Annotated in this window: 21 protein-coding genes and 1 riboswitch; of the genes, 15 read left to right on the top strand and 6 right to left on the bottom strand. The window is 67.5% G+C overall.

Translation table 11 applies throughout. From position 1 onward, the window contains the following. Positions 1 to 124: 124 nt before the first annotated feature. Both hemP and AC23D6_RS03935 read right to left on the bottom strand, forming a co-directional pair. Complete coding sequence (gene hemP / locus AC23D6_RS03940) at positions 125 to 331, bottom strand: hemin uptake protein HemP (protein WP_487751522.1); 207 nt, start codon at positions 329 to 331, stop codon at positions 125 to 127. Between the two features lie 78 nt (positions 332 to 409). Further along, positions 410 to 1381 carry an aldo/keto reductase gene (locus AC23D6_RS03935; RefSeq protein ID WP_487751521.1) on the bottom strand — a complete coding sequence of 324 codons (972 nt, stop codon included), beginning with the start codon at positions 1379 to 1381 and terminating at the stop codon, positions 410 to 412. A gap of 309 nt (positions 1382 to 1690) precedes the next feature. Between AC23D6_RS03935 and AC23D6_RS03930 the strand changes: the two genes are divergently transcribed. From AC23D6_RS03930 to AC23D6_RS03895, 8 genes are all read left to right on the top strand, one after another. Beyond that, complete coding sequence (locus AC23D6_RS03930; RefSeq protein WP_487751520.1) at positions 1691 to 2263, top strand: TMEM165/GDT1 family protein; 573 nt, start codon at positions 1691 to 1693, stop codon at positions 2261 to 2263. A gap of 70 nt (positions 2264 to 2333) precedes the next feature. Beyond that, positions 2334 to 3632, top strand: coding sequence for a NupC/NupG family nucleoside CNT transporter (locus AC23D6_RS03925; RefSeq protein WP_487752566.1), 1299 nt, complete (start codon positions 2334 to 2336; stop codon positions 3630 to 3632). Positions 3633 to 3727: 95 nt separating this feature from the next. Then, positions 3728 to 4723 carry a ribokinase gene (locus AC23D6_RS03920; protein WP_487751519.1) on the top strand — a complete coding sequence of 332 codons (996 nt, stop codon included), beginning with the start codon at positions 3728 to 3730 and terminating at the stop codon, positions 4721 to 4723. A gap of 103 nt (positions 4724 to 4826) precedes the next feature. Continuing rightward, on the top strand, positions 4827 to 6980 hold the full coding sequence (locus tag AC23D6_RS03915) for a TonB-dependent receptor (protein ID WP_487751518.1): 2154 nt from the start codon (positions 4827 to 4829) through the stop codon (positions 6978 to 6980). Between the two features lie 72 nt (positions 6981 to 7052). Continuing rightward, positions 7053 to 8102, top strand: a complete 1050-nt coding sequence (locus AC23D6_RS03910) for a PepSY-associated TM helix domain-containing protein (RefSeq protein ID WP_487751517.1) — start codon at positions 7053 to 7055, stop codon at positions 8100 to 8102. A gap of 28 nt (positions 8103 to 8130) precedes the next feature. Continuing rightward, positions 8131 to 9123: a tRNA dihydrouridine synthase DusB gene (gene dusB, locus AC23D6_RS03905; RefSeq protein ID WP_487751516.1), complete on the top strand. Its 993-nt coding sequence runs from the start codon at positions 8131 to 8133 to the stop codon at positions 9121 to 9123. Between the two features lie 21 nt (positions 9124 to 9144). Continuing rightward, positions 9145 to 9966: a class I SAM-dependent methyltransferase gene (locus tag AC23D6_RS03900; RefSeq protein WP_487751515.1), complete on the top strand. Its 822-nt coding sequence runs from the start codon at positions 9145 to 9147 to the stop codon at positions 9964 to 9966. A 156-nt stretch (positions 9967 to 10122) separates the two neighbouring features. Beyond that, positions 10123 to 10464: a hypothetical protein gene (locus AC23D6_RS03895; RefSeq protein ID WP_487751514.1), complete on the top strand. Its 342-nt coding sequence runs from the start codon at positions 10123 to 10125 to the stop codon at positions 10462 to 10464. Here AC23D6_RS03895 and AC23D6_RS03890 read toward each other — a convergent pair whose 3' ends face one another. From AC23D6_RS03890 to olsF, 3 genes are read right to left on the bottom strand one after another with little or no spacing between them, the layout of a single operon-like run. Then, entirely contained in the window at positions 10465 to 11541 is a 1077-nt protein-coding gene (locus AC23D6_RS03890; protein WP_487751513.1) for a metal-dependent hydrolase, read from the bottom strand. It lies immediately after the preceding gene. Between the two features lie 29 nt (positions 11542 to 11570). Beyond that, on the bottom strand, positions 11571 to 12389 hold the full coding sequence (locus AC23D6_RS03885) for a UDP-2,3-diacylglucosamine diphosphatase (protein ID WP_487751512.1): 819 nt from the start codon (positions 12387 to 12389) through the stop codon (positions 11571 to 11573). Further along, the gene (gene olsF / locus AC23D6_RS03880) at positions 12386 to 14113 is read right to left on the bottom strand and encodes a bifunctional ornithine lipid synthase OlsF (protein ID WP_487751511.1); all 1728 of its coding nucleotides are present in this window, start codon (positions 14111 to 14113) and stop codon (positions 12386 to 12388) included. Before olsF ends, AC23D6_RS03885 begins: the two co-directional genes overlap by 4 nt. 207 nt (positions 14114 to 14320) lie before the next feature. Between olsF and metK the strand changes: the two genes are divergently transcribed. The 6 genes from metK (at position 14321) to AC23D6_RS03850 (ending at position 20481) form a co-directional block, all read left to right on the top strand. Then, complete coding sequence (gene metK / locus AC23D6_RS03875; protein WP_192200270.1) at positions 14321 to 15532, top strand: methionine adenosyltransferase; 1212 nt, start codon at positions 14321 to 14323, stop codon at positions 15530 to 15532. A 258-nt stretch (positions 15533 to 15790) separates the two neighbouring features. Beyond that, entirely contained in the window at positions 15791 to 16288 is a 498-nt protein-coding gene (locus AC23D6_RS03870; protein ID WP_487751510.1) for an acyl-CoA thioesterase, read from the top strand. Between the two features lie 64 nt (positions 16289 to 16352). After that, complete coding sequence (locus AC23D6_RS03865) at positions 16353 to 16982, top strand: CDP-alcohol phosphatidyltransferase family protein (protein ID WP_487751509.1); 630 nt, start codon at positions 16353 to 16355, stop codon at positions 16980 to 16982. Further along, positions 16979 to 17578 (top strand): lysophospholipid acyltransferase family protein, encoded by a 600-nt coding sequence (locus AC23D6_RS03860; protein ID WP_487751508.1) that lies wholly within the window; start codon positions 16979 to 16981, stop codon positions 17576 to 17578. The genes AC23D6_RS03865 and AC23D6_RS03860 overlap by 4 nt, the downstream gene beginning before the upstream one ends. Before the next feature lie 89 nt (positions 17579 to 17667). Further along, complete coding sequence (locus tag AC23D6_RS03855) at positions 17668 to 18570, top strand: phosphatidate cytidylyltransferase (protein ID WP_487752565.1); 903 nt, start codon at positions 17668 to 17670, stop codon at positions 18568 to 18570. Between the two features lie 45 nt (positions 18571 to 18615). Beyond that, positions 18616 to 20481 (top strand): ATP-binding cassette domain-containing protein, encoded by a 1866-nt coding sequence (locus AC23D6_RS03850; protein ID WP_487751507.1) that lies wholly within the window; start codon positions 18616 to 18618, stop codon positions 20479 to 20481. Positions 20482 to 20579: 98 nt separating this feature from the next. On the opposite strand, the gene ppc is transcribed toward AC23D6_RS03850, so the two are convergent. After that, on the bottom strand, positions 20580 to 23303 hold the full coding sequence (ppc, locus tag AC23D6_RS03845) for a phosphoenolpyruvate carboxylase (protein WP_487751506.1): 2724 nt from the start codon (positions 23301 to 23303) through the stop codon (positions 20580 to 20582). 149 nt (positions 23304 to 23452) lie between these two features. Continuing rightward, positions 23453 to 23541: riboswitch (S-adenosyl-L-homocysteine riboswitch) on the top strand. Positions 23542 to 23581: 40 nt separating this feature from the next. Here ppc and ahcY point away from each other — a divergent pair. Continuing rightward, a complete protein-coding gene (gene ahcY, locus AC23D6_RS03840; RefSeq protein ID WP_487751505.1) occupies positions 23582 to 25021 on the top strand; it encodes an adenosylhomocysteinase in 1440 nt (479 codons plus the stop codon). The last annotated feature ends 76 nt before the right edge of the window (positions 25022 to 25097 follow it).

Here is a 25097-nt window from a genome sequence, read left to right as displayed (position 1 = left end):
TATGGGTGGTAAGAAGACCCGGAAGGCTGGCGGCCGGAAGTTCCTTGGCTGGCGCCCGGTGGAGAGAGAGTGGTTCGCCGCGGGGCACCGTGGCGACGCATCGTCGCGGGGACGGTGCGCGGGATTACTTGGTGAGGATCAGCTTGTCGTTGCTGGTGTGGCGCAGGCGGTACACGCGGTCGCCATGGCGGATCAGCACCTCGCGCTCTCCCTTCAGCAGGGCCGCGCTGTCCAGCACCTGCTCGGCGCGCGGTTCTGCATGCGGCAGGGAAAGGCGCTCGCGCAGCGCCAGCGTGTCGATCGTGGGCAATGCAGTGACGTTCGAGATCATCGGGAAGCTCCGGGGCGGAACGAGCTTTGATGATAATGATTCTTATTTGCGAGTCAAGGCCCGGTAAACACCCGGTTTTCAGTCGGCAGCGGCCGTGAGCCGGGCCCATATCGCCTCGTCGTAACGCGCAGCCAGATCCAGCGCGGTCAGGTTCTCCCGTAGCTGCTCGGGCCGGCTAGCGCCGAGGATCACGGTCGACACGTGCGGGTTCTGTAGGCACCACGCAATCGCCAACGGCGCCGGTTTCTCGCCCAGCTCGGCCGCGACGGCCGCGTAGCGGGTCGCACGCTCCTGCCGCTTCGCGCCGGCCGCGCCCAGGATCATCCGCCGCAAGTCCTCATGCCCGCTCCGTCCGAGCCGGGTGTCCTCGGCAATGTCCTTGCCGTATTTGCCGGTCAGCAGACCCGAGGCGAGCGGCGACCAGGTGGTCGTGCCCAGGCCCAGTTCGGCGTAGAGCGGCGCGTATTCCAGTTCCACCCGCTGGCGATGCAGCAGGTTGTACTGGGGCTGCTCCATGGTGGGCCCATGCAGGTGGTGCTTGCGCGCGATCGCGGCCGCCTCGCGGATGCGCGCGGCGGGCCATTCCGAGGTTCCCCAGTACAGCACCTTGCCCTGCCGGATCAGCGTATCCATCGCCCACACGGTTTCTTCGACTGGCGTGTCCGGATCGGGGCGATGGCAGAAGAAGAGGTCCAGATGCTCCACCTGCAGTCGGCGCAAGGCGTCGTGGCAGGCCACGGTGACGTGCTTGCGCGACAAGCCGCGCTGGGTCGGACGCGGATTGTCCACCGCACCGAAGCAGACCTTGCTGGACACGCAGTAGCTGTCCCGCGGCAACGCCAACGCGCGAAGCGCTGCGCCCATCACGCGCTCGGCCTCGCCATGGCCATAGACCTCGGCGTTGTCGAAGAAATTGACGCCGTGATCCCAGGCCAGGGCGATCAGTTCCCCCGCCTCGCGCGGCCCGACCTGCTGCCCGAACGTCAGCCACGCGCCAAAGGACAGCGCGGAAACCTGGAGTCCGGATGTGCCCAAGCGTCGGTACTGCATGGCTTGCTCCCATGGCGGCTCTGCGCATCGTAGCGCCCGGCCCGGTCGCCGGCGCGGCGGCAAATGAGAATGGCTCCGCCCCCGGCAAGACGAGCCCCGTACAATGCGCGCACTTTCCTCCTCCGGGGAGTAGCCCACCCGTCCAGACGGGGTCCGCGCGTCAACACACTTGGTCGACGACCATGGCGCACGGGACGAAGCGATTCGCTTCGCCGGGCAAGACCGAAGGCAGGCGTCGCGCTAACCCGGGCCGGGCAGTGCGTCGTTTGCCTTCGCGCTCGACGCGAATGCCTGGCCCCGGAGTCCTTGATGTTGTCCCTGCACGCCCTGCTGGTTTCCACCGGAACCGTCACCCTGGCCGAGATCGGCGACAAGACTCAGCTTCTCGCCCTGCTGCTGGCGGCACGCTATCGCAAGCCGTGGCCGATCGCGCTGGGCATCCTGGCCGCGACCCTCATCAACCACGCGATCTCCGCCTGGCTGGGCGCCGAGCTGACCGAATGGCTGTCGCCCGAGGCCCTGCGCTGGATCGTGGCGGCGAGCTTCCTGGCTGTGGCGCTGTGGACGCTCAAGCCCGACACCCTCGAGGACGAAGCCGACAACCTGCCGGCACATGGCGCCTTCCTGGCGACGACGGTGGCGTTCTTCCTGGCCGAAATCGGCGACAAGACACAGGTCGCCACGGTGCTGTTGGCGACCAAGTACGACCCGCTGTGGCAGGTCATCGCCGGGACCACGATCGGCATGCTGCTGGCCAACCTGCCCGTGGTTTGGCTGGGCCACCGCTTTGCCGACAAGCTGCCGCTGAAACTGGCCCGTGGGCTGGCATCCGCGGTGTTCCTTGCCTTGGCCCTGTGGGTGGGCTTCCGCGGCATCGGCTGAACGGCCTGGCCCGCCCCCGCCGGCTGCTAGACTGCCCGGTCAGAACAACATGCAAGGTCTGGGGGAGTACATGCTGGAAGTCTTGGGGCGGATCGGCTTCGGCCTGTTCGGCCTGGCGGTGCTGATCGGCATCGTCTGGCTGTTTTCCAACAATCGGAAGGCCATCGACTGGAAGCTGGTCGCCACGGGCGTCACCCTGCAGATCGCTTTCGCCGCGCTGGTGCTGCTCGTGCCGGGCGGTCGCGAGGTGTTCGACGCCCTCGGCCACGGCTTCGTGAAAATCCTGGAGTTCGTGAAGGCGGGCTCCGGCTTCATCTTCGGCAGCCTGATGGACACCGAGAAGTTCGGCTTCATCTTCGCCTTCCAGGTGCTGCCCACCATCATCTTCTTCGCCGCGCTGATGGGCGTGATGTACCACTTGGGCGTGATGCAGTTCATCGTGCGGATGATGGCCCTGGCCATCACCAAGGTGATGAAGGTGTCCGGTGCGGAGACCACCAGCGTTTGCGCCAGCGTCTTCATCGGCCAGACCGAAGCCCCGCTGACGGTGCGTCCGTACATCCCGAAGATGACCGAGTCCGAGCTCATCACCATGATGATCGGCGGCATGGCTCACATCGCCGGCGGCGTGCTGGCGGCCTACGTGGGCATGCTCGGCGGTGGCGATCCGGAGCAGCAGGCGTTCTACGCCAAGCACCTGCTGGCCGCGTCCATCATGGCGGCGCCCGCCACGCTGGTGGTCGCGAAGCTGCTGATCCCGGAAACCGGCACGCCGCTGACTCGCGGCACGGTGAAGATGGAAGTCGAGAAGACCTCCAGCAACATCATCGATGCCGCTGCGGCCGGCGCTGGCGACGGCCTGAAGCTCGCGCTGAACATCGGCGCGATGCTGCTGGCCTTCATCGCCCTGATCGCGCTGATCAACGCGCCGCTGACTTGGCTGGGCGAGGTCACCGGCCTGGCGTCCGCCATCGGCAAACCGACCGACCTGGCCACGATCTTCGGCTACCTGCTGGCACCCATCGCCTGGGTGATCGGCGTGCCGTGGCAGGACGCGACGACGGTGGGTTCGCTGATCGGCCAGAAGGTGGTCATCAACGAATTCGTCGCGTACCTGCAGCTGGCCGGCATCGTGAACGGCCAGACGCCCGGGGTGACGCTGACCGACGAGGGCCGCCTGATCGCGACCTATGCACTGTGCGGCTTCGCCAACTTCAGTTCGATCGCCATCCAGATCGGCGGCATCGGCGGCCTGGCGCCCGAGCGTCGCTCGGACCTGGCCCGGTTCGGCCTGCGCGCCGTGCTCGGCGGCACCATCGCCACGCTGATGACCGCCACCATCGCCGGGGTGCTGTCGCACTTCGGTTGATCGAGGACGCGGCCCACGGCCGTCCATCCCTATCTTTCTACGTTCCCCTCCCGTGACCGTGGCGCTGCCGCGGTCCGGACCGCAGGTATAGCACCATGATTACGTCCTCATCTTCTGCCGCCCGCGTCATCGTGCTGGGCTCCTTCAATGTCGACCACGTCTGGCGCTGCGACGCACTGCCGACGGCCGGTGCGACGATCACCGGCCGGTATGCCAGCGGTCCGGGCGGCAAAGGCTTCAATCAGGCCATCGCCGCCGTGCGGGCGGGCGCGGACACCACGTTCGTTTGTGCCTTGGGCGAGGATGCCGGGGGCGCGCTCGCGCGCGGCCTGGCGGCGTCGGATGGCTTGGACCTGCGCGCGCAGGCCAGCGATGAACCCACCGGGACCGCGGGCATCTACGTCGACGCGCATGGCCGCAACACCATCGTGATCGGCGCCGGCGCGAACGCCGCCCTGTCGGTGGACCATGTGGACGCCCAGTCCGACGTGACCGCTACGGCCGCCGTCCTGCTGGCGCAGCTCGAATCCCCGGCCGACACCGTACTCGCCGCCCTGCAGGGTGCGCGCCAGCGTGGCGCGACGACCCTGCTGAATCCCGCACCGGCCAACGCGGTCACCACGACCGAACTGCTGGCGCAGGCCGACATCATCACGCCCAACGAAACCGAGTTTGCCGCGCTGCTCGCCCGCCACCTGGGCGAACGCGTCGCGGCCGACGACGTCGCCACGCTCGACGGCGTGACGCTGCACCAGCACTGCCGCCAGTTGCTGCCGCACGGCACCGTGGTCGTGACGCTCGGCGCCACGGGCGTTTATGTGTCCCACCCGGAAGATGCACTGCGCGGCGACGCGCGACCGCACTACCGCGTGGCGGCCGAAACCGCGACCGTGGTGGACACCACCGGCGCCGGCGACGCCTTCAATGGCGCGCTGGCTGCGTCGCTCACGGACGCCTCGCAGGCGTCGTTCGCCGAGCATGTGCGCTTCGCCAACCGTTACGCCGCGTTGTCGACCGAGCGCGCCGGCGCCGCGCTCGCCATGCCTCTGCTGAGCGAAGTGCAGGCACGCTTCGGCGCCGAGGCGGGCTGAGCCGGCTGCTTAAAGTTTCCCGGGTTGACGTCACTGGAAACCCTAGCTACTGATAACCATTCTCATTTAGAATGATCGGGTCCGACACACCCGATCGTTCTCCATGACCTCTCCGCTCCGCCTGAGCCTGCTTTCGCTCGCCCTCTCGTCCGTCCTGAGCCCCCTCGCCGCGGCGCAGTCGAACGATGCCGTCCAGCTCGACCGCGTGACCGTATCGGCCAGCACCAGCCGCACGCCGGATTCCGCCGCTGCATTGCCGAACACCATCACCATCATCGATCGCCAGCAGTTGGATCAGCAGCTGGCGCTGACGCAGGACCTGTCCCAGGTCCTTGCCAACCTGATTCCCGCGTTCACGCCTTCCCGCCAGAAGCTGACCAACGCCGGCGAGAACCTGCGCGGACGCAAGCCGCTGTATCTGGTCGATGGCGTACCGCAGTCAACGCCCCTGCGCGAAGGTGGGCGCGACGGCCACACCATCGATCCGGCGATGATCGAGCGCATCGAGGTGATCCACGGCGCCAATGCGCTGCAGGGCCTGGGCGCTTCCGGCGGCATCATCAACATCATCACCAAGCGCGCGCCCCGCAAGGATGGCCAGACGTTCCACGACATCAGTGTCAGCGGAAGCGTTGCGGCCCCGCACGAGGACGATAGCGCGGGCTACAAGGCGTCCTACGTCTTCGGCACACGCCAAGGCGACGTCGACTTCGTAGGCGGTGCGTCCCTTGCCAGCGAGGGACTCTATTACGACGGCGATGGCCGGGCGATCGCGGTCAACGACGTGCAGGGCGACCTGATGGATGCGCGCAGCCAAAACCTGTTCGCCAAGGTCGGCTGGAATTTCGACGACCAGCGGCGGCTGCAGGTCAGCGCCAACCGCTACGAGCTGCAGGGCAACAACGATTACCGCACCGTGCCGGGCAACATCGCCACCGGCCAGTTGGCCACGTCCGCGCCCGGTGGCAGCGAAGGCGAAGGCGCCCGCAATCGCTCGACGTCGGTGGTGATGGATTACACCGATCGCGATCTTGCCGGCGGCTTCCTGCAGACGCAGCTGTACTGGGTGGATTTCAAGGCGCTCTACGGCGGCAGCTACTGGGGCGACTTCTGGGGCGACGGGCGCGATCCGGACTGGTACGACCAGTCGCAGAACGCATCCGAGAAACTGGGCGGCAAGTTCAGCTGGTCGCGCGGCGACCTGTTCGGGTTGAATCTGCGGGCCACCTTCGGGCTGGACTTGGCCCGCGACAGCACCTACCAGGAACTGGTTTACGCGCAGATCGACTGGGTGCCGGAAACGACCTACGAATCGGTCTCGCCCTTCGTGCAGGCGGAATGGCGGTTCGCCGATGCCTGGCTGTTGACGGGCGGGCTTCGCCATGAGCGCGGCGAACTGCAGGTGGACGACTACCTGACCATCCCCGACCAACGCACCGTGCCCGCCGGCGTGAAGGGGACGCGCTATCTGGTCACCGGCGGCACCAAGAAAACCACCGAGACGCTGCCGAACCTGGGCCTGGTGTGGGAGGCCACCGACGCGCTGAAGCTGTATGCGTCCTATGCCGAAGGCTACACCGTGGCCGATATCGGCCGCGTCCTGCGCGGCATCACCGCTGCCGGCCAGCGGGTGGACAGCCTGGTAGACCTGCAGCCGGTCATCGCCGACAACCAGGAGATCGGCCTGGACTACGACGACGGCCGCTGGCTGGTGCACTTGGCCTTGTATCGCTCCGACTCCGACCTGGGTTCGCGCCTGGCCTTCGATACGGCGACACAGACGTATGCGGTGGTCCGCGAGCGCACGGAGATCAAGGGCTTCGATGGCAGCCTGTCGTTCCGCTTCAGCGACGGCATGCGCGCGGGCCTGGCCTACGCGCGCAGCGAAGGGCGCTACGACAGCAATGCCGATGGCCGCGTCGACAGCGACCTGCCGGGCATCAATATCAGCCCAGACCGTATCACCGGGTTCTGGGAGGCATCGTTCACGCCCTCGGTGGACGTGCGCCTGCAGGCGAGCAAGGCGCTGGACCGCGAATTCGACCTGCGCGGCAACCCAGTGGCCGGCTTCGACGGCTACACCACGGTGGATCTGCTCACACGCGTCAAATTGCCCGTCGGCACGCTGAGCGTGGGCGTCGAGAACGTCTTCTCCGAGCAGTACGTCACCTACTACTCGCAGAGCACGCCACGCAACGACACCTACACCGCCGGACGCGGGCGGGTGCTGACGGTGGGCTGGTCGCACCGCTTCTGATCCACGCCGACAACGCCCCGCATGCTCCGCCGCCAGGCCATATCCACCCCGTCCGCATGGCGTATCCGCCCCGTGCTGAGGTGGCTGCACCTGTGGCTGGGACTGTCCGCGGGCCTGGTGTTCGCGGTCGTGTCGTTGACCGGCACGGTGTTGGCATTCCAATCCGAGCTGCTCCTGGCCGCGCATCCCGAGCTGGAGCGCGAACGGTTGCCGCCGCTCGCGCTTCAAGGACAGGCGTTGGCGCGGATCGTGGCAGGTGCGGAAGACGGCGGCATCCGTTCCGTTGACCTGCCCTCGCCGCGCCTGCCTGCCTGGCAGGCGTTCGCCGCCGATGGCGAACGCCATTACTTCAACCCCGCGACCGGGGAGCTCTTGCTGGTGCGCAACACCGGCAACGACGCAGTGCTGTGGCTGCGCGACCTGCACACGCACCTGCTTGCCGGTGATACCGGCGAGCAGGTGCTGGGCGCATTCGGCATCGTGGCGCTGTTCCTGCTGTTGTCCGGGCTTTACCTGTGGTGGCCGCGCTTGGCGGCAATGGCCGCAAGCCTGCGCTGGCACGCAGGACCGCCTGCCCGTCGCTGGCTCAGCTGGCATCGCAGCTTGGGGGTTCTTCTGCTGCCCCTGCTGCTGGTAGTGACCTTCACCGGCGTGGCGATGGTGTACAGCCAGCCGTTCCGGAGCGCGCTTCGCTGGACCTTCGCCGACGGGCCCGAGGTGGTGCCGCCATTGCCGATAGAACGGACGACCGCCCCCATCGATTGGCCCGCCGTGCTGCGGGTCGCGGCTGACGCGGTGCCGCATGGCAGCGAACTTCGTCGCATCAGCGTGCCAAGCGGCGACAACGCCCTGGTCTCGATCCGTTTCCGCGCGCCCGGCGAGTGGCATCCCAACGGCCGCAGCGTGGTCTGGCTGGATCCCTACCACGCACGCGCGGTGCAGGTCCACGACGCTACAGCGCAGGGTATCGGCGCGCGCATCAGCGAGACGATGTATCCGCTGCACGGCGGATTCGTGGGTGGACGCGCCTGGCAGTGGGCCATCGCCGCCGCGGGCCTGGTGCCGGCATTCCTCCTGTCGACCGGCTTCCTGTTCTGGCGCGCGCGGCGCCGCAGACGCTGACCCTGAGGGCCGGCGGTACAATGCCGGCATGCAGATAGGTCCCTACCGCATCGATCCACCGGTGATGTTGGCCCCCATGGCCGGCGTCACGGACAAGCCGTTCCGGCAGCTCTGCAAGCGCATGGGCGCCGGCCTGGCCGTCTCCGAAATGACGATCAGCGACCCGAGGTTCTGGAATACCGCCAAGTCGTTGCACCGCATGGACCACGCGGGCGAGCCCGCGCCGGTCAGCGTCCAGATCGCCGGCACCGAGCCGGAGCAATTGGCCCACGCCGCACGCTACAACGCCGACCACGGCGCGCAGATCATCGACATCAACATGGGCTGCCCGGCCAAGAAGGTCTGCAATGCGTGGGCGGGCTCGGCGCTGATGCGCGACGAAGCATTGGTGGGCCGCATCCTGGAGGCCGTGGTGAAGGCCGTCGACGTCCCCGTGACGCTGAAGATCCGTACCGGCTGGGACTGCGACCATCGCAATGGCCCGGTCGTCGCGCGTATCGCGGAGGAAAGCGGCATCGCATCGCTAGCCGTGCACGGCCGCACGCGCGACCAGCACTACACCGGCACGGCCGAGTACGAGACCATCGCAGCGATCAAGGCCGCGCTGCGCATTCCGGTTGTCGCCAACGGCGACATCGACTCGCCCGCCAAAGCCGAGCACGTGCTGGCGAAGACGGGCGCGGATGCCGTGATGATCGGTCGCGCCGCGCAGGGCCGGCCCTGGATCTTCCGCGAGGTCGCGCATTTCCTCGCCACCGGGGAGGTGCTGCCCCCGCCGTCGTTGGAAGACGTGCGCGACATCCTGCTCGGCCATCTGGAAGCGCTGCACGCGTTCTACGGTGAACCGCAGGGCGTGCGCATCGCCCGCAAGCACCTGGGCTGGTACGCGAAGGACCGGCCCGAGCACCTCGCCTTCCGCGCCGTCGTGAACCGCGCGGAGAGCGCCGACGAACAGCTGCGCCTGACCCGCGACTACTTCGACGCCCTCGTGGCCGGCGAACGCTTGCCGACGGCGGCATAACGCCCTTCCCGGGAGACCTCCATGACGGAATCCGACACCCCTTATCTGCACGGCTTCTCCTCGGTGGAACAGGCGCGCCTGGTCAAGCAGGCGCGGTTGCTGGAAAGCACGCTGTTCAATCACGTGGACTACACCGGCGTGCGCCGGCTGCTGGAAGTCGGCAGCGGCGTGGGCGCGCAGACCGAAATCCTGTTGCGCCGGTTCCCCGACCTGCACGTGACCTGCGTGGACCTCAACCAGGTGCAATTGGATGCCGCACGCGACAACCTGGCGAAGATGCCCTGGTGCAGCGACCGCTACATCCTGCAGCAGGCCGATGCGGGCCGGCTGCCCTACGGGGCGCGCGAGTTCGATGGCGCGTTCCTGTGCTGGATACTTGAACACGTGCCCAACCCGGCGCGCGTGTTGAGCGAAGTGCGGCGGGTGCTGTCGCCCGGTTCGCCGATCTACGTCACCGAGGTGATGAATTCCTCGTTCCTGCTGCACCCCTATTCGCCCAACACCTGGCGCTACTGGATGGCGTTCAACGACTTCCAGTACGACAGCGGCGGCGATCCGTTCATCGGCGCGAAGCTGGGCAACCTGCTGTTGGCAGGCGGTTTCCGCGACGTCGTCACCGAGATCAAGACCGTGCACTTCGACAACCGCGAACCGGCCCGCCGCAAGGACCTGATCGCCTTCTGGGAAGAGCTGCTGCTGTCGGCGGCCGATTCGCTGGTGCAGGCCGGGCGCGTCACCCAGGACGTGGTGGATGGCATGCGCCAGGAAATGCGCGACGTGCAGAACGATCCTGACGCCGTGTTTTTCTATGCCTTCGTGCAGGCACGCGCAACGGTTTACTGACGAAGGTAACCGCACGGTAAACATGACCCCAGTCACCGTGCGTTCCGGCACTGGGGCATGCGCGAACCAGCGGCGCACGATGGCCGCGCCGGTTCCCCCGCCGGCCTGCGGCCTCACCGCAGTCACTCGCGATACCAACCTCCCCCGGAGGACTCCATGAACGCACGAACCGCATCCCTGATCGCGGCTGTTCTGGCCATCGCTCCCCTCGCTGCCTACGCCGACGACACCGTCGCCCAGCTCTCGCGCGAGACCGGTCTTTCCGAACGCAACCTGCGGATGGTCCTGGGCGCCCGCACGCCTTACGTCGAGTACCGCACCCAGTTCGACCGGGTGACGTGGGACCTGAAGCGCGCGATCGGCAACGAAAACTATCGCCGCCTGATGAAGGGCGAAGAGATCGTGCTGGAACGCCGTGCCGCGCCCGACAGCGAAAAGCCAGCGGTGGCCGCCAAGGACCCTGAGGTCACCAAGAAGTCGGCCGGCGCCGGCTCGTAGTCAAGGCGCGGCGGGCGCTTCCGCATCGACGGCAGGCACCTGCAATGCCGTCGATGAGGGGTCGACGATCCGCCGCCACATAGCCGACATCAAGGCCTTCAGGCCTGCGTAGTCCGACACCGGCGGCGTCCAGTGCCGCTGGTAGGGAGGCATCGCCCGCCAGCCGCCTTCGCGAAGGGTCGCCACTTCGAAGGTGAAGGTGTAATCCGGTTCCAGCCCCATGCGCAGGTCCGACAACACCAGCCGGTCCTCGTGCACCTGTGCGCGCATGAAGCCGCGGTTGAACCAGGTCAACCGCGCGACCGCGGGAATGGCGCGCGCCTCCCTGAGCGCCTGCACGTTCGATGGGTAGCCACGGAACCGCATCGGACCTTCGTCGACGAGCACGGAGCGTTCGGCTTCGACGTAGCCCGAGGGGGTCATCGCGACCACCCGCCACAGCAGGGTGTTGAATGGCATCGGCACGGAGAAGTACGGTGCACCGCCAAGCCCCATCGAAGCCAGGCTGCGCTCGGCTTCGCGATCGACCTTCGCTTTCGCCAGTAACGACCAACCCAGATAGGCGCTGCTGAGCACCAGTCCTGCCACCAGAAAGCGCTGCGCGGTGACGCGTTCGCGCAACCACCACGCCGCCACGCACGCGACCAGCAGCCATACCGTGTACAGCGGGTCGATGATGAAGACACTGGACCACATCGTCGGTGGTGGGGTGAGTGGCCACCACAGCTGCGTGCCATAGACAGTGAAGGCGTCCAGCAGCGGATGCGTGATTAAGGCCAGTTGGATCGCCCAGAACCAGCGCGCGGGCGCGGCGGCGACGCGGCCGTGCCCGAAGCGCTTGAACAGCCACCACAGCAGCCAGCCGACCAGCGGCAGCACGAACAGCGAGTGGCTGAAGCTGCGATGCACCGTCATCAGCGTGACCGGGTCGTCCGAGAACAGTGCGATGGGCAGGCTGTCGAGGTCGGGCAACGTGCCAAGGGCAGCGCCGGCAAGCAGGGCGGCCCGGCGATGCGCAGCGGGGGCAATGGCGGCGGCGATGGCGCCACCGAGGACGATCTGACTGAGGGAATCCATGCGGCGATCGTAGCAGCCGCCAGCCGTCCTCACGCCGCGCGCGGCACGTCCTGCGGTACCAGGCGCAGGCGCGGCGCCACCTCGGCCAACACCTGGCCGGTATGCGACAGCAGGCACAGCGTGCCGTCGGCCTCTTCGCTGAGCGCGGTGAGGCTTTCCACCCAGTCGCCATCGTTGGCGTACAGCAGGCCGTCGCGCTGCAGCAGCGAGGCGCGATGGATATGGCCGCAGACGATGCCGTCCAGCCCGCGTCGCTGCGCATCGTCCAACCCCGCCTGCACGAAGCGGGCGATGTAGCGCTCGGCCGCGTCGCTTTGCCGCTTGAGGTATTCCGCCAACGACCAGTAGCGCAAGCCGAGCCGGCGACGCAGCTGATTGGTCAGCCGGTTGCCGGTGAGGATGCGGTAATAGAGCCAGTCGCCGAACTTCTCCTGTAGCCCACCGAAGTGGGTGATGCCGTCGTAATCGTCGCCGTGCGTGACGAGAAGCCGGCGACCATCCAGCGTGGTGTGGATCGCGCGGCGCCGGACCTGCATGGCGGGCAGCATCAGGCCGCAGAAGCGCCGGATCGGCCGGTCGTGGTTGCCTGGGACATAGACGAGCTCGGTGCCGTTGCGTGCCAGCGCATGCAGCGCTTCGATGACGCGATTGTGGGCCGCATCCCAGGACGCGCGCCGCTGCGCCATCCACCACAGGTCGACGATGTCGCCGACCAGGTACAGCCGCCTGCAGCGCAGGCCGCCGAGAAAATCCGCGAACTCGGCTGCATGGCAATGCTTGGAGCCCAGGTGCACGTCGGAGACGAAGACCGCGCGCCGCATCGGGGATGGCGCGGCCAGCGGACTCATGCCGCCGTCTCGAGCGGACGCCAGGCGTCACCGAGATACCGATCCCGCTTCTTCGGCCGGATGCGGTGCAGGTCCACTTCGATCAGGCCGTCGATCGAGTCGCTGAAGTCCGGGTCCACGCCGAAGGCGAGGAAGCGTGCACCGCCCGGCTCGCACAGTTCGGTGTACTGCTTGTAGAGCATCGGAATGGTCGCACCCAGCGTGTCGAGGTTGGTCTTCAGCACGCGGAAGGCGGTATCGGCCTCCAGCGCATCGAAACACGGTGGCGTGGCGGTATAGCGGAACGGATGGCGCGAGCGCGCCTCGCCGTTCGGATCGCCGTAATAGTGGGCGTAGTACGCCACGATCTGTTCGCGCGCACGCAGCGGCAGGGCAGCGCTCATCGACACCGCTCCGAACAGGTAGCGCACGCGCGGATGGCGGCGCAGGTAGGCCCCGATGCCCTGCCACAGGTAGTCGATGCTGCGGCTGCCCCAGTAGTCGGGCACCACGAAACTGCGGCCCAGCTCCATGCCGGCGGCGAGGCGCGGCAAGGCATCGTCCGTGTAGTCGAACAGCGAGGCGGTGTAGAGGCCCTTCAGCCCCTGCGCAGCCAGCACGGGCGCGCCGCGCGCGAGCCGGTAGGCGCCGGCGATCTTCTTCTGCGCGGCGTCCCACAACACGATATGTTCGTACCAGGTATCGAATGCATCCACGTCCAGGCGCTTGCCGGTGCCCTCGCCCACCGCTCGGAACGTCAGTTCGCGCAGTCGCCCGATCTCGCGCAGCAGCGGCGAACCGCCGGCCAACCGACCCACGCAGATCCGTTTACCGTCGGTGGTTTCACCGAGCACGTCGAGCGCATCGACGCAGGCCGCGAGTGCCTCCGGGGCGAGCGCATCGACCAGGGGTTCCTGCACCTCGACCGGGTGTTCCGCGCGCTTGGTGGCACGGCGGCCGAGCGCGTACAACGCCTCGCGCACCTGGTGGATGAGCGTGACGGTGTCGATGGCCGGATCCAGCCGCAACGGCTGGCCCACGTGCAGCTGCAGGCGACGCTGACTGCGACGAAACATCTCGCGCGCCAGCAAGGCCGTGCCCGCCGGCTTGAACAGTGCCGATGCGCCGTAGAAGAACGCGGAGTTGCGCGCCACCACGCGCACCGGCAGCACCGGCGCGCCAGTCGCGCGGGCGAAGCGCAGGAAGCCGCGGCGCCAGCGCGTATCGCGCACGCCGCGCGGGCCGAGGCGGGAGACTTCGCCCGCCGGGAACACGATCACGCACTGCTCGGCTTCCAGCGCCTGCTCCACCGCGCGCACGCTGTCGGCGCTGGGCTTGCCGCCCAGGATGCGCACGGGCAGCAACAGCGAGGCGATCGGGGTGATGCCGGCCAGCAGGTCGTTGGCGACGATGCGGACATCGCGCCGTACCCGGCCCACCATCTGCAGCAGCGCCAGCGCGTCCAGCGCACCGGAAGGATGGTTGGCCACGATCAGCAGCCGCCCCTGCGCCGGGATCCGGCGCGCGTCCTCGTCGGCGACGGCGGGCCGCAGGTTGAGGTGGTCGATGGCGGCGTCGATGAAGTCCAGGCCCTGCAGGTGGCCGTGGTCGGCCAGGAAGGCGTAGGCCTGGTCCAGCCGCGACCACCGGCCCAGCGTACGCAGTAACGGACCGGTCAGCCGCGCGCGGCGGCCGCGGAACCAGCGGGGATAACGTTCGGCGATCTGGCGTTCCAGCGGGTGCATGGGCAAGGGCTGGCGGCGGGGTTTCGCCGCGCAGCCTGCGCCTGGCCGGCGACAGCACGGTTTCCGTTTTCTGGCAGTCAGGTGACAGCGCGCCGCTTGATGCGTGCTTAACCCCCGGCAACCCTGAACGGCGCAGAATGCACGCACCGCCTTCGGCGTGTATCATTCGCGCCCATCTTTTCATCCGAATCAAAGGATATAAGCCTGATGTCCAGCTACCTGTTCACCTCCGAATCGGTCTCCGAAGGCCATCCGGACAAGATCGCCGACCAGATTTCCGATGCCGTACTGGACGCGATCCTGGCCCAGGACAAGCGCGCGCGCGTGGCCTGCGAGACGCTGGTGAAGACGGGCGCGGCCATCGTGGCCGGCGAAGTCACCACCACGGCGTGGGTCGACATCGAGTCGCTGGCGCGCAAGGTCATCAACGACATCGGCTACGACAATTCGGACGTCGGCTTCGACGGCCACACCTGCGCCATCATCAACATGCTTGGCAAGCAGTCGCCCGACATCAATCAGGGCGTGGACCGCAAGAAGCCGGAAGAACAGGGCGCGGGCGACCAGGGCCTGATGTTCGGCTATGCCTGCAACGAGGCCCCGGAATTCATGCCGGCCCCGCTGTACTACAGCCACCGTCTGGTGGAACAGCAGGCCAAGGTGCGCAAGAAGGGCAAGCTGAAGTGGCTGCGCCCCGACGCCAAGTCGCAGGTCACCCTGCGTTACGACGGCAACACCGTGCTGGGCCTGGATGCCGTGGTGCTGTCGACCCAGCACGACCCGGACATCAAGCAGAAGGACCTGATCGAGGCCGTGCGCGCCGAGATCCTGGTGCCGGTGCTGCCGAAGAAGTGGCTGGACGCGCTGCCGAAGAACAAGGTGCACATCAACCCGACCGGCAAGTTCGTCATCGGTGGCCCGGTGGGCGACTGCGGCCTGACCGGCCGCAAGATCATCGTCGACAGCTACGGCGGCATGGCCCGTCATGGCGGCGGCGCGTTCTCGGGCAAGGATCCGTCGAAGGTGGACCGTTCGGCCGCTTACGCCGCGCGCTACGTGGCCAAGAACATCGTGGCCGCCGGCCTGGCCGACAAGTGCGAAGTGCAGGTCTCCTACGCCATCGGCGTGGCCGAGCCGACCTCGATCTCGGTGACCACGTTCGGCACCGGCAAGGTCGGTGACGACGTGATCGAGAAGCTGATCCGCAAGCACTTCGACCTGCGCCCGTACGGCATCACCAAGATGCTGGACCTGGAGCACCCGATCTACCAGCCGACCGCCAGCTACGGCCACTTCGGCCGCAAGCCCCGCGAGATCAGCTACGTGGACGGCGCCGGCAAGAAGCAGACCGCGACCGCCTTCTCCTGGGAGAAGACCGACCGCGCCGAAGCCCTGCGCAAGGACGCCAAGCTGAAGTGACGGTTTGGCGCGCCTGCTTGGCAGGCGCCTGTGCCAAACCGTCACCCCTGCGAAGGCAGGGGTCCAGCGACTAGTGATGAAGAACGGGCCGCTCACGCGGCCCGTTTCCTTTCCGGTCGTAGAGCGGAGCTTGCTCCGCTGCTCTTTCCACCCGACCCCGATGGCGCCAGCCGAGCAAGCTCGGCTCTACGCAGGTCGGCGCAACGGCATGACAGGAATGCGTTAGCCTTCGCCCAGGTTCTCCCGTAGACGCAGGCCATGGAATCGCTCAAAAGCCACCAGCTCACCATGACCGTGCTGATGACGCCGGACATGGCCAACTTCTCGGGCAAGGTCCACGGCGGCGCCATCCTCAAGCTGCTCGACCAGGTGGCCTACGCCTGCGGCAGCCGCTACGCCGGCAAGTACGTGGTCACCCTGTCGGTGGACCAGGTGATGTTCCGCCAGGCGATCAATGTGGGCGAACTGGTGACCTTCCTGGCCTCGGTCAACCACACCGGCACGTCGTCGATGGAGATCGGCATCAAGGTGGTGGCCGAGGACATCCGCAAGCAGAGCGTGCGCCACGCCAACAGTTGCTTCTTCACGATGGTCGCGGTCGATGACGACGGCCGCACCACACCGGTCCCGCCGCTGGAGCCGGCCACGCCGGACGAAATCCGCCGCTTCGCTGCCGCGCGCCTGCGCCGCCAGTTGCGCGAGGAAATGGAACGGCGGCACGCCGAGCTGGGCAGCCGGGCAGCGGAAACGGCCTGATCGTCGCGACTGGCGGCACCCCTCGCCTGCCGGCTAGGATCGTGGCACACGTCAGGAAGACCGTATGTCACACGACAGCAACCGGCGTCCCATCGCCGCCCGCGCCAGCGGATGGGCGCGCTCGATCAGCGCCGCCCTGGCACGCTCGTCCGTCACCCCGAACCAGATCTCGGTGTTGAGCATCGCCTTCGCCGCCTTCGGCGCGTGGCTGCTGTGGGTTGCCACGCCACTCGCGCTGATCGCCGCGGCGGTGTGCATCCAACTGCGGCTGGTCTGCAACCTGCTGGACGGCATGGTCGCGATGGAAGGCGGCAAGAAGACGCCGACCGGGGCGCTGTATAACGAATTTCCTGACCGCGTGGCCGACTCGCTGCTGATCGTCGCCCTCGGCTACGCGTGCGGCGCGGCGTGGCTGGGATGGCTCGGTGCGCTGGCGGCTGCGCTCACGGCGTACGTGCGCCTGGCAGGCGGCAGCCTGGGCCTGCCCCAGGATTTCAGGGGACCCATGGCCAAGCAGCACCGCATGGCGGTACTGACCGCAGCCTGCCTGCTGGGCTCAGCGGAAGCGGCCTTCGCGCACACCGGGTGGACCTTGCGCATCGCGGCGTGGGTGATCGCGTTAGGCGCGTTGCTGACCTGCATCGCCCGCAGCCGTGCCATCGCGGCGGCGCTGCACGCACGGGACGGCGCATGATCAGCCGCCTGCTGGCCGCCGTCAGCAAAGCTCTGATCGGCGCGTACCCGCACTGGATCGGCAGCCAACCCGAACCCCGCCAGCGCATCTACTTCGCCAACCACGCCAGCCATCTCGATACCGTGGCCCTGTGGTCGGCGCTGCCACCCGCACTGCGTCGCACGACCCGGCCCGTGGCCGCGCGCGATTACTGGGGCGGCGGCGGACTCAAGGGCCTGATCGCGGGGCCCGGCCTCAACGTGGTGCTGATCGACCGACAGCGCGTGGACGCCGATGCCGATCCCCTGCAGCCGCTGTATGAAGCATTGGACACAGGTGCGTCGTTGATCCTGTTTCCGGAAGGCACGCGCAATCCCGACGCCACGCTGCTCCCGTTCAAATCCGGCCTGTACCACCTCGCCCAGCGCTATCCGCGGGTCGAATTGATCCCGGTCTATCTCGACAACGCCCGGCGCAGCATGCCCAAGGGCAGCCTGCTGCCGGTGCCGCTGATCTGCACGGTCCGCTTCGGCGCGCCATTGGCCTCGCAGCCGAGCGAAGACAAGGCCCACTTCCTGCAGCGCGCACGCGATGCCGTGCTGGCGCTCGCTCCCTGATCCGACGAAGGACCGCGACCATGGACTCCCTGCCCTTCAACGGCTTCATCCGCACCGCCATCGCGCAGGCGCCGGGCAAGTTCTGGTGGATGATCGGTGGCGTCATCGCGCTGCTGGTGCTGGCCTCGGCCATTGGCTGGGTGCTGGGCCGGCGCAAGCCGTCCGCGGTGGTAGACAACCTCAACGCGCGCATCAACGCCTGGTGGGTCATGGTCGGCGTGCTGCTAGTCTGCTTCCTGATCGGCAAAGTCGCCACCCTGGTGCTGTACGCGCTGCTATCGTTCTTCGCGCTGCGCGAGTTCCTTACCCTCACGCCGACACGGCGCGGCGATCATCTGGCGCTGTGCCTGTGCTTCTATGTCGCGATTCCGCTGCAGTACTGGCTGATCGGCGTGGACTGGTACGGCCTGTTCGTCATGTGCATTCCGGTTTACGGCTTCCTGCTGCTGCCCGCGATCACAGCACTACAGGGCGATACCGAGGATTTCCTGGAACGCAACACCAAGGTGCAGTGGGGCCTGATGCTCACCGTCTACTGCCTGAGCCATGCACCGGCGCTGATGTTGTTGAACATCCCCGGCTACGAAGGCCAGAACCTGATGCTGCTGTTCTACCTGCTGTTGGTGGTGCAGTTGAGCGACGTCCTCCAGTACGTGTTCGGCAAGCTGTTCGGCAAGCACCTGCTGGCGCCCAAGGTCAGCCCGTCCAAGACCGTCGAGGGCCTGGTCGGGGGCGGCCTGTCCGCGGCGCTCATCGGCGCGGCACTGTGGTGGGTGACGCCGTTCACGCCGGTGCAATCGGCGCTGCTGTCGCTACTGATCGTGCTGTGCGGCTTCCTGGGCGGGCTGGCGCTGTCGGCCACCAAGCGCAGCCTGGGCGCCAAGGACTGGGGGACGATGATCGAAGGCCATGGCGGCGCCCTGGACCGGTTGGATTCGGTGGTCTTCGCCGCGCCGGTGTTCTTCCACGTGGTGCGCTACAACTTCCAGTAGGGCCCGTCCGGCCGTAGCGCCCGCTGCGCCGGCTACAATAGACGGATGTCCCTGATGCAATTCCAGCGGGTCGACTTCAGCGTCGGCGGGCCGCTCCTCCTCGAACACGTCGACCTGTCCATCGAACCCGGCGAGCGCGTCTGCATCGTTGGCCGCAACGGCATGGGCAAGTCCACGCTGATGCGGCTGATGGCCGGCGAACTCAAACCCGATGACGGTGAGATCCGCGTGCAGAACGGCGTGATGGTCGCGCGCATGGCCCAGGAAGTGCCGCAGGACACGCAGGGCACGGTATTCGATGTGGTAGCCGAGGGCCTGGGCGACCTGGGTCAGTTGCTGGCGCGCTACCACCACGCGTTGCACGACGGCAACATGGACGCGATGGGCGATGCGCAGGCGCAGATCGAGGCCCGCAACGGCTGGGACCTGGACCGTCGCGTGCAGCAGGTGCTGGAACGGCTGGAACTGCCGGAAGAGACCGATTTTGCCGCGCTGTCCGGCGGCATGAAGCGCCGCGTGCTGCTGGCGCAGGCGCTGGTCCGCAACCCCGACATCCTGCTGCTGGACGAACCCACCAACCATCTCGACATCGAAGCGATCGCCTGGCTGGAAGGCTTCCTGAAGTCCTTCGGCGGCAGCATCGTGTTCGTCACCCACGACCGCAGCTTCCTGCGCTCGCTGGCCACGCGCATCCTCGAAATCGACCGCGGCCAACTGACCAGCTGGCCCGGGGATTACGACAACTACCTGCGCCGGCGCGAAGAACGCCTGCATGCCGAGGCGCAGGAGAACGCGCGCTTCGACAAGCTGCTGGCGCAGGAAGAGGTCTGGATCCGCCAGGGCATCAAGGCGCGCCGCACCCGCAACGAGGGCCGCGTCACGGCGCTAAAGGCGATGCGCCGCGAACGCGCGCAGCGCCGCGAGCTGTCCGGCAACGTCAAGATGGAAGCCGCGGCCGCGCAGGCCTCTGGCAAGAAGGTCATCGAAGCCACCCACGTCACCCAGGCCTACGACGGCCGCACGCTGCTGGACGACGTGTCGGCGACCATCATGCGCGGCGACCGCGTGGGCATCATCGGCCCCAACGGCGCCGGCAAGTCGACGCTACTGAAGATCCTGCTCGGCGAGCTTGCGCCGCAGCAAGGCGAAGTGAAGCTGGGCACCGGCCTGCAGATCGCCTACTTCGACCAGCACCGTAGCCAGCTGGACGAATCGCGCACCGCGCTGGAGAACGTCGCCGAAGGCAGCGACTTCGTCGAGATCAACGGCAGCCGCAAGCACATCATCGGCTACCTGCAGGATTTCCTGTTCTCGCCCGAACGCGCCCGTGCGCCGATCACCCGCCTCTCCGGCGGCGAGCGCAACCGCCTGCTGCTGGCCAAGCTGTTCGCGCAGCCGTCGAACCTGCTGGTGATGGACGAACCCACCAACGACCTGGACGTCGAGACGCTGGAACTGCTGGAAGAACTGCTGCTCGACTACAAGGGCACGCTGCTGCTGGTCAGCCACGACCGCGACTTCCTCGACAACGTGGTCACCAGCACGCTGGTCCTGGAAGGCGAAGGACGGCTGGGCGACTACATCGGTGGCTATTCGGACTGGCTTCGCCAGCGCCGTGCGCCGGCCGCGATCGCCACGGCATCCGCACCGGCCAAGCCCGCCCTGTCGAAGCAGCCCGAACCGGTGGCCGCCAAGCGCAAGCTGGGCTTCAAGGAAGCGCGCGAGCTGGAACAACTCCCGGCGCGCATCGAAGCGCTGGAAGCCGAGGTCGCCACGCGCACCGCCGCGATGAACGACCCGGCGTATTACCAACAGTCTCCGGCCGACCTGCAGCGTGCGAACGATGCGCTGGCTGCCAAGCAGGCTGAGCTGGACCATGCGTACCAGCGCTGGTCGGAGCTGGATGGTTGAGGCGGTGTGGGGCTGATGTGGGAGCGACGTAAGTCGCGATAGCACACCTGTAACGCCTCATCGCGACTTACGTCGCTCCCACACCACAGATTTCGCGCTCATCCAGTGTTCTGCACGCCCTGCGAGACACCATTGATGCTGGCGACCAACGCATGCAGCAGTGCGTCGTCCTCACGGTCGCTGGCGCGCCAGCGCTTGAGCAGATCGGCCTGCATCACGCTGATGGGGTCGATGTACGGGTTGCGCAGGCGGATCGACAGCGCGAGTCGCTGGTCGTGCTGCAGCAGCCACTCGTTGCCATTGAGCGCCAGCACCCAATGCACGGCGGCCGCATGTTCCTCCTGCACCTTCGGGAAGAATTCTTCGTGCAGGTCGCCCGCCATCTTCGAGTACATCTCGGCGATGCTCAGGTCGCCCTTCGCCAGCACCATCGAGACATCGTCGAGAAAGGTCTTGAAGAACGACCAGTCGCGCGCCATTTCGCGCAGCGCATCCTCGCCGTACGCGTCCGCAGCCGCCTGCAATCCGGTGCCCACGCCGTACCACCCGGGGATCACGGCGCGCGCCTGGCTCCACGCGAATACCCACGGGATCGCGCGAAGGTTGCCCAATGCCGCGTCCTGGCCCAGGCGCCGCGACGGACGCGAACCCAAGGTCATCCGTTCGATCACATCGATCGGCGTGGCGCTGCGGAAATAGTCCATGAAGCGCGGCGAGAGCACGAAGGCCCGATAGGCCTGCGTGCTCTCGCGCGCCACCAGCGCCATGATCTCGCGCCAGCCCGCCTCGCGCGGCTCTGGCGGGCGCGGCCGCAGGCTCGACAGCAGCACGGCGCCGACCGATTGCTCCAGCGAACGCAGTGCCAGCGCGCGGATGCCGTACTTGCGGTGGATCACTTCGCCCTGCTCGGTCACGCGCAGGCGCCCGTCGACGCTGCCACGCGGCGCCGCTTCCAGCGCCCGCGTGGTCTTGCCGCCGCCGCGGATGATCGAGCCGCCGCGACCATGGAAGAACGTCAGCTTGATGCCCAAGTCCTGCGCGGCATCCACCAGATCCACCTGCGCCCGCTGCAGGCCCCAGCGCGAGGCGGCGATCCCGCCGTCCTTGCCGCTGTCGGAATACCCCAGCATCACCATCTGCACGTTGCCCCGCGCGGCCAAGTGGGCGCGGTAGACCGGATCGGCCAGCAGGTCGCGCAGCACCTCGGTACCGTGGCCCAGGTCGTCGATGGTTTCGAACAGCGGCGCGATGTCGAGCGGCACCTGGCCGGCGTCGTCGACTAGGCCACCGCGGCGTGCCAGCGCCAGCACGGTCAGCACGTCGGCGCGGCTGTGCGCCATGCTGATGATGTAGGTGCCCAGTGCATCGGTGCCGTGGCGCAGGCGTGCATCGGCCAAGGCCTTGAACACCGCGTCCAGCCGCTCGTTGCCCTCCTGGTCCGACGCGGGCAGCAGGCTGTCGCCGCTCGCGTACGGTCCCAGCAGCGCGGCACGCTCGACGGCGTCGCGCTGTTCCCAGTCGCTGTCGCCCAACGCCGCAGCGACGGCGCGCCCATGCACACTGGACTCCTGGCGCACATCGAGCCGCGCGAGGTGGAAGCCGAACGTGCGCACGCGCCACGCCAGACGACGCACGGCGAACCAGCCCGCGTGGATGCCGCGGTTGGCCTCCAGGCTCTGCAGGAGGAGATCGACGTCCCGCGCGAGTTCCTCGGGCGAGGCGTAGCGCTCGGGGCGATCCTCGATCGTGGCCTGCAGGCGCGCGCGCATCAGGTCGTTGAGCAGGCGGTAAGGCATGTCGCCGTGGCGCGGCCGCGATTTCTTTGCGGCGTCGGGCATCAGGGCGCGATAGCGTTCGACCTGCGCGACGACGTCGTCCGAGACCCCGACGACCGACGTCGATTGGCTGAGCAGCGTGGTCAGCTGGCGCAGCTCCTTCAGGTAGCGCGTCAGGATGGACCGCCGCTGCGCATCCAGGGTGGCCGTGACGGTACGCGCATCGACGTTCGGATTGCCATCCATGTCGCCGCCGACCCAGGTGCCGAAGCGCAGCACGCGCGGGAGCCGTGCGGTGACCTCGGGCGCGGCCCCGTAGACCTCGGTGATCGCGCTTTCGAGCGTTTCGTACAGCACCGGGATGACCCGATACAGCACTTCGATCAGATAGAAACCGACATGTTCGCGCTCGTCTTCCACGCCCGGCCGCACCGGCGAGGAATCGGCCGTCTGCCAGGCCGACGTCAACGCCATCCGGAAGCGGGCGGTGTCGGTGGCCAGCTCGCCCGGCGTACGCGTGCCGTCCAGCCCGTTGATCAGGCTGGCGACCATCAGCTGCTCTTTTTCCAGCAGCGCGCGGCGCACGGCCTCGGTCGGGTGCGCGGTGAACACCGGTTCCACGTCGATGCGCGGCAGCCAGCCGGCGAGTTCATCGAGGGTGACGCCCTGCGCCTTGAGACGGGCGAGCGCATCGTGCAGGCCATCGGGTTGCGGCCGTTCGCTGCCGGCCCGCTGATAGTCGCGGCGGCGGCGGATGCGGTGCACGCGCTCGGCGATGTTCACCACCTGGAAGTAGGTGCTGAACGCGCGGATCAGCGACTCCGCCTGCGCCGGCGACTGCCCGTCGAGCAGCCCTGCCAGCGACTGCGGCGGCTCTCCCGCCTGTCGGCGCGCGATGGCGGTGGTCCGCACCCGCTCCACGTCGGCCAGGAAGGCCGGTGACACCTGTTCAGCCAGCATCTCGCCCACCAGGGCGCCCAGACGCCGGACGTCTTCACGCAACGGGACATCGGGCGGAGCGAACTCGAGGCTGCGAGGGCTGTTCATGCGTTTGGCGTGGTTCCCGTCGATCGTTTGGCCTGGATTGGTATTGTTCCGGCGGACCATTGGTCTGCTGCAGGGCAGCATTCCGAAGCCTACCCGATCAGGCCAGGGCGTGCGTCATCGTTTCATCCGGAACAAGCGATATAATGCTGGCCGCCGAGGGGCGCTGCGACCGTGATGTCTATCCAACAGGCAAGCACGGCCAGGCTCGGCAGGACTTTTGCAACGGCGCCCGGTCAAGCATGCGAGCACGCTCGCCACCTTTCCCGGAGCCACTACCGATGAACGCCGTACGCAAGTTTTCCACCGAGGGCGACTACAAGGTCGCCGACATTTCCTTGGCCGATTGGGGCCGCAAGGAACTGGACATCGCCGAGCACGAGATGCCGGGCCTGATGTCGATCCGTCGCAAGTACGCCGCCACCAAGCCGCTGAACGGCGTGCGCGTGACCGGCTCGCTGCACATGACGATCCAGACCGCCGTGCTGATCGAGACGCTGAAGGACATCGGCGCCGACGTGCGCTGGGCCTCGTGCAACATCTTCTCCACGCAGGACCACGCCGCCGCCGCGATCGCCGCCAGCGGCACGCCGGTGTTCGCCTGGAAGGGCGAGACGCTGGAAGAGTATTGGGACTGCACGCTGGACGCGCTGACCTTCACCCTGCCCAACGGCACCCTGACCGGCCCCGAGCTGGTGGTGGACGACGGCGGCGACGTCACCCTGCTGATCCACAAGGGCTATGAGCTCGAGAACGGCAGCGATTGGGTCAATACCGCCTCGGGCAACCATGAGGAGCAGGTGATCAAGGACCTGCTGAAGCGCGTCGCCAAGGAGCGCCCGGGCTACTGGACCCGCGTGGTCAAGGACTGGAAGGGCGTGTCCGAAGAGACCACCACCGGCGTGCACCGCCTCTACCAGATCGCCGAGCAGGGCAAGCTGCTGGTACCGGCGATCAATGTCAACGACTCGGTGACCAAGTCGAAGTTCGACAACCTGTACGGCTGCCGCGAGTCGCTGGCCGACGGCCTGAAGCGCGCGATGGACGTGATGCTGGCCGGCAAGGTCGCCGTGGTCTGCGGTTACGGTGACGTGGGCAAGGGCTCGGCGCACTCGCTTCGCGCTTACGGTGCCCGCGTCATCGTCACCGAGATCGATCCGATCTGCGCGCTGCAGGCGGCGATGGAAGGCTTCGAGGTCAACACCGTCGAAGACAGCCTAGGCCAGGCCGACATCTACGTCACCACGACCGGCAACAAGGACATCATCACCCTCGAGCACATGAAGGCGATGAAGGACCAGGCCATCGTCTGCAACATCGGCCACTTCGACAACGAGATCCAGGTGGACGCGCTGTACGCCTCGGACGCCAAGCGCATCAACATCAAGCCGCAGGTGGACAAGTTCGTGTTCCCGAACGGCAACGCGATCTTCCTGCTGGCCGAAGGCCGCCTGGTGAACCTGGGCTGCGCCACCGGCCACCCGAGCTTCGTCATGTCGAATTCCTTCGCCAACCAGACGCTGGCGCAGATCGACCTGTGGGCGAACAAGGACGTGTACGAGAAGACCGTCTACCGCCTGCCGAAGCAGCTGGACGAGGAAGTCGCGCGTTTGCACCTGGAGAAGATCGGCGTGAAGCTGACCACGCTCACGAAGGACCAGGCCGACTACCTCGGCGTGGCGGTCGAAGGCCCGTACAAGCCGGACCACTACCGCTACTGATCGCCGCGGTTCCGCTGCGATGAAAGAACGGGCGCCTCAGGGCGCCCGTTCTGCATTTCACGCAGCGAGTATCCGG

The organism is Pseudoxanthomonas sp. G3, from assembly GCF_057654715.1.
The sequence above is the reverse complement of the archived record's forward strand: the minus strand, read 5'-3'. Positions and strand labels throughout refer to the sequence as shown.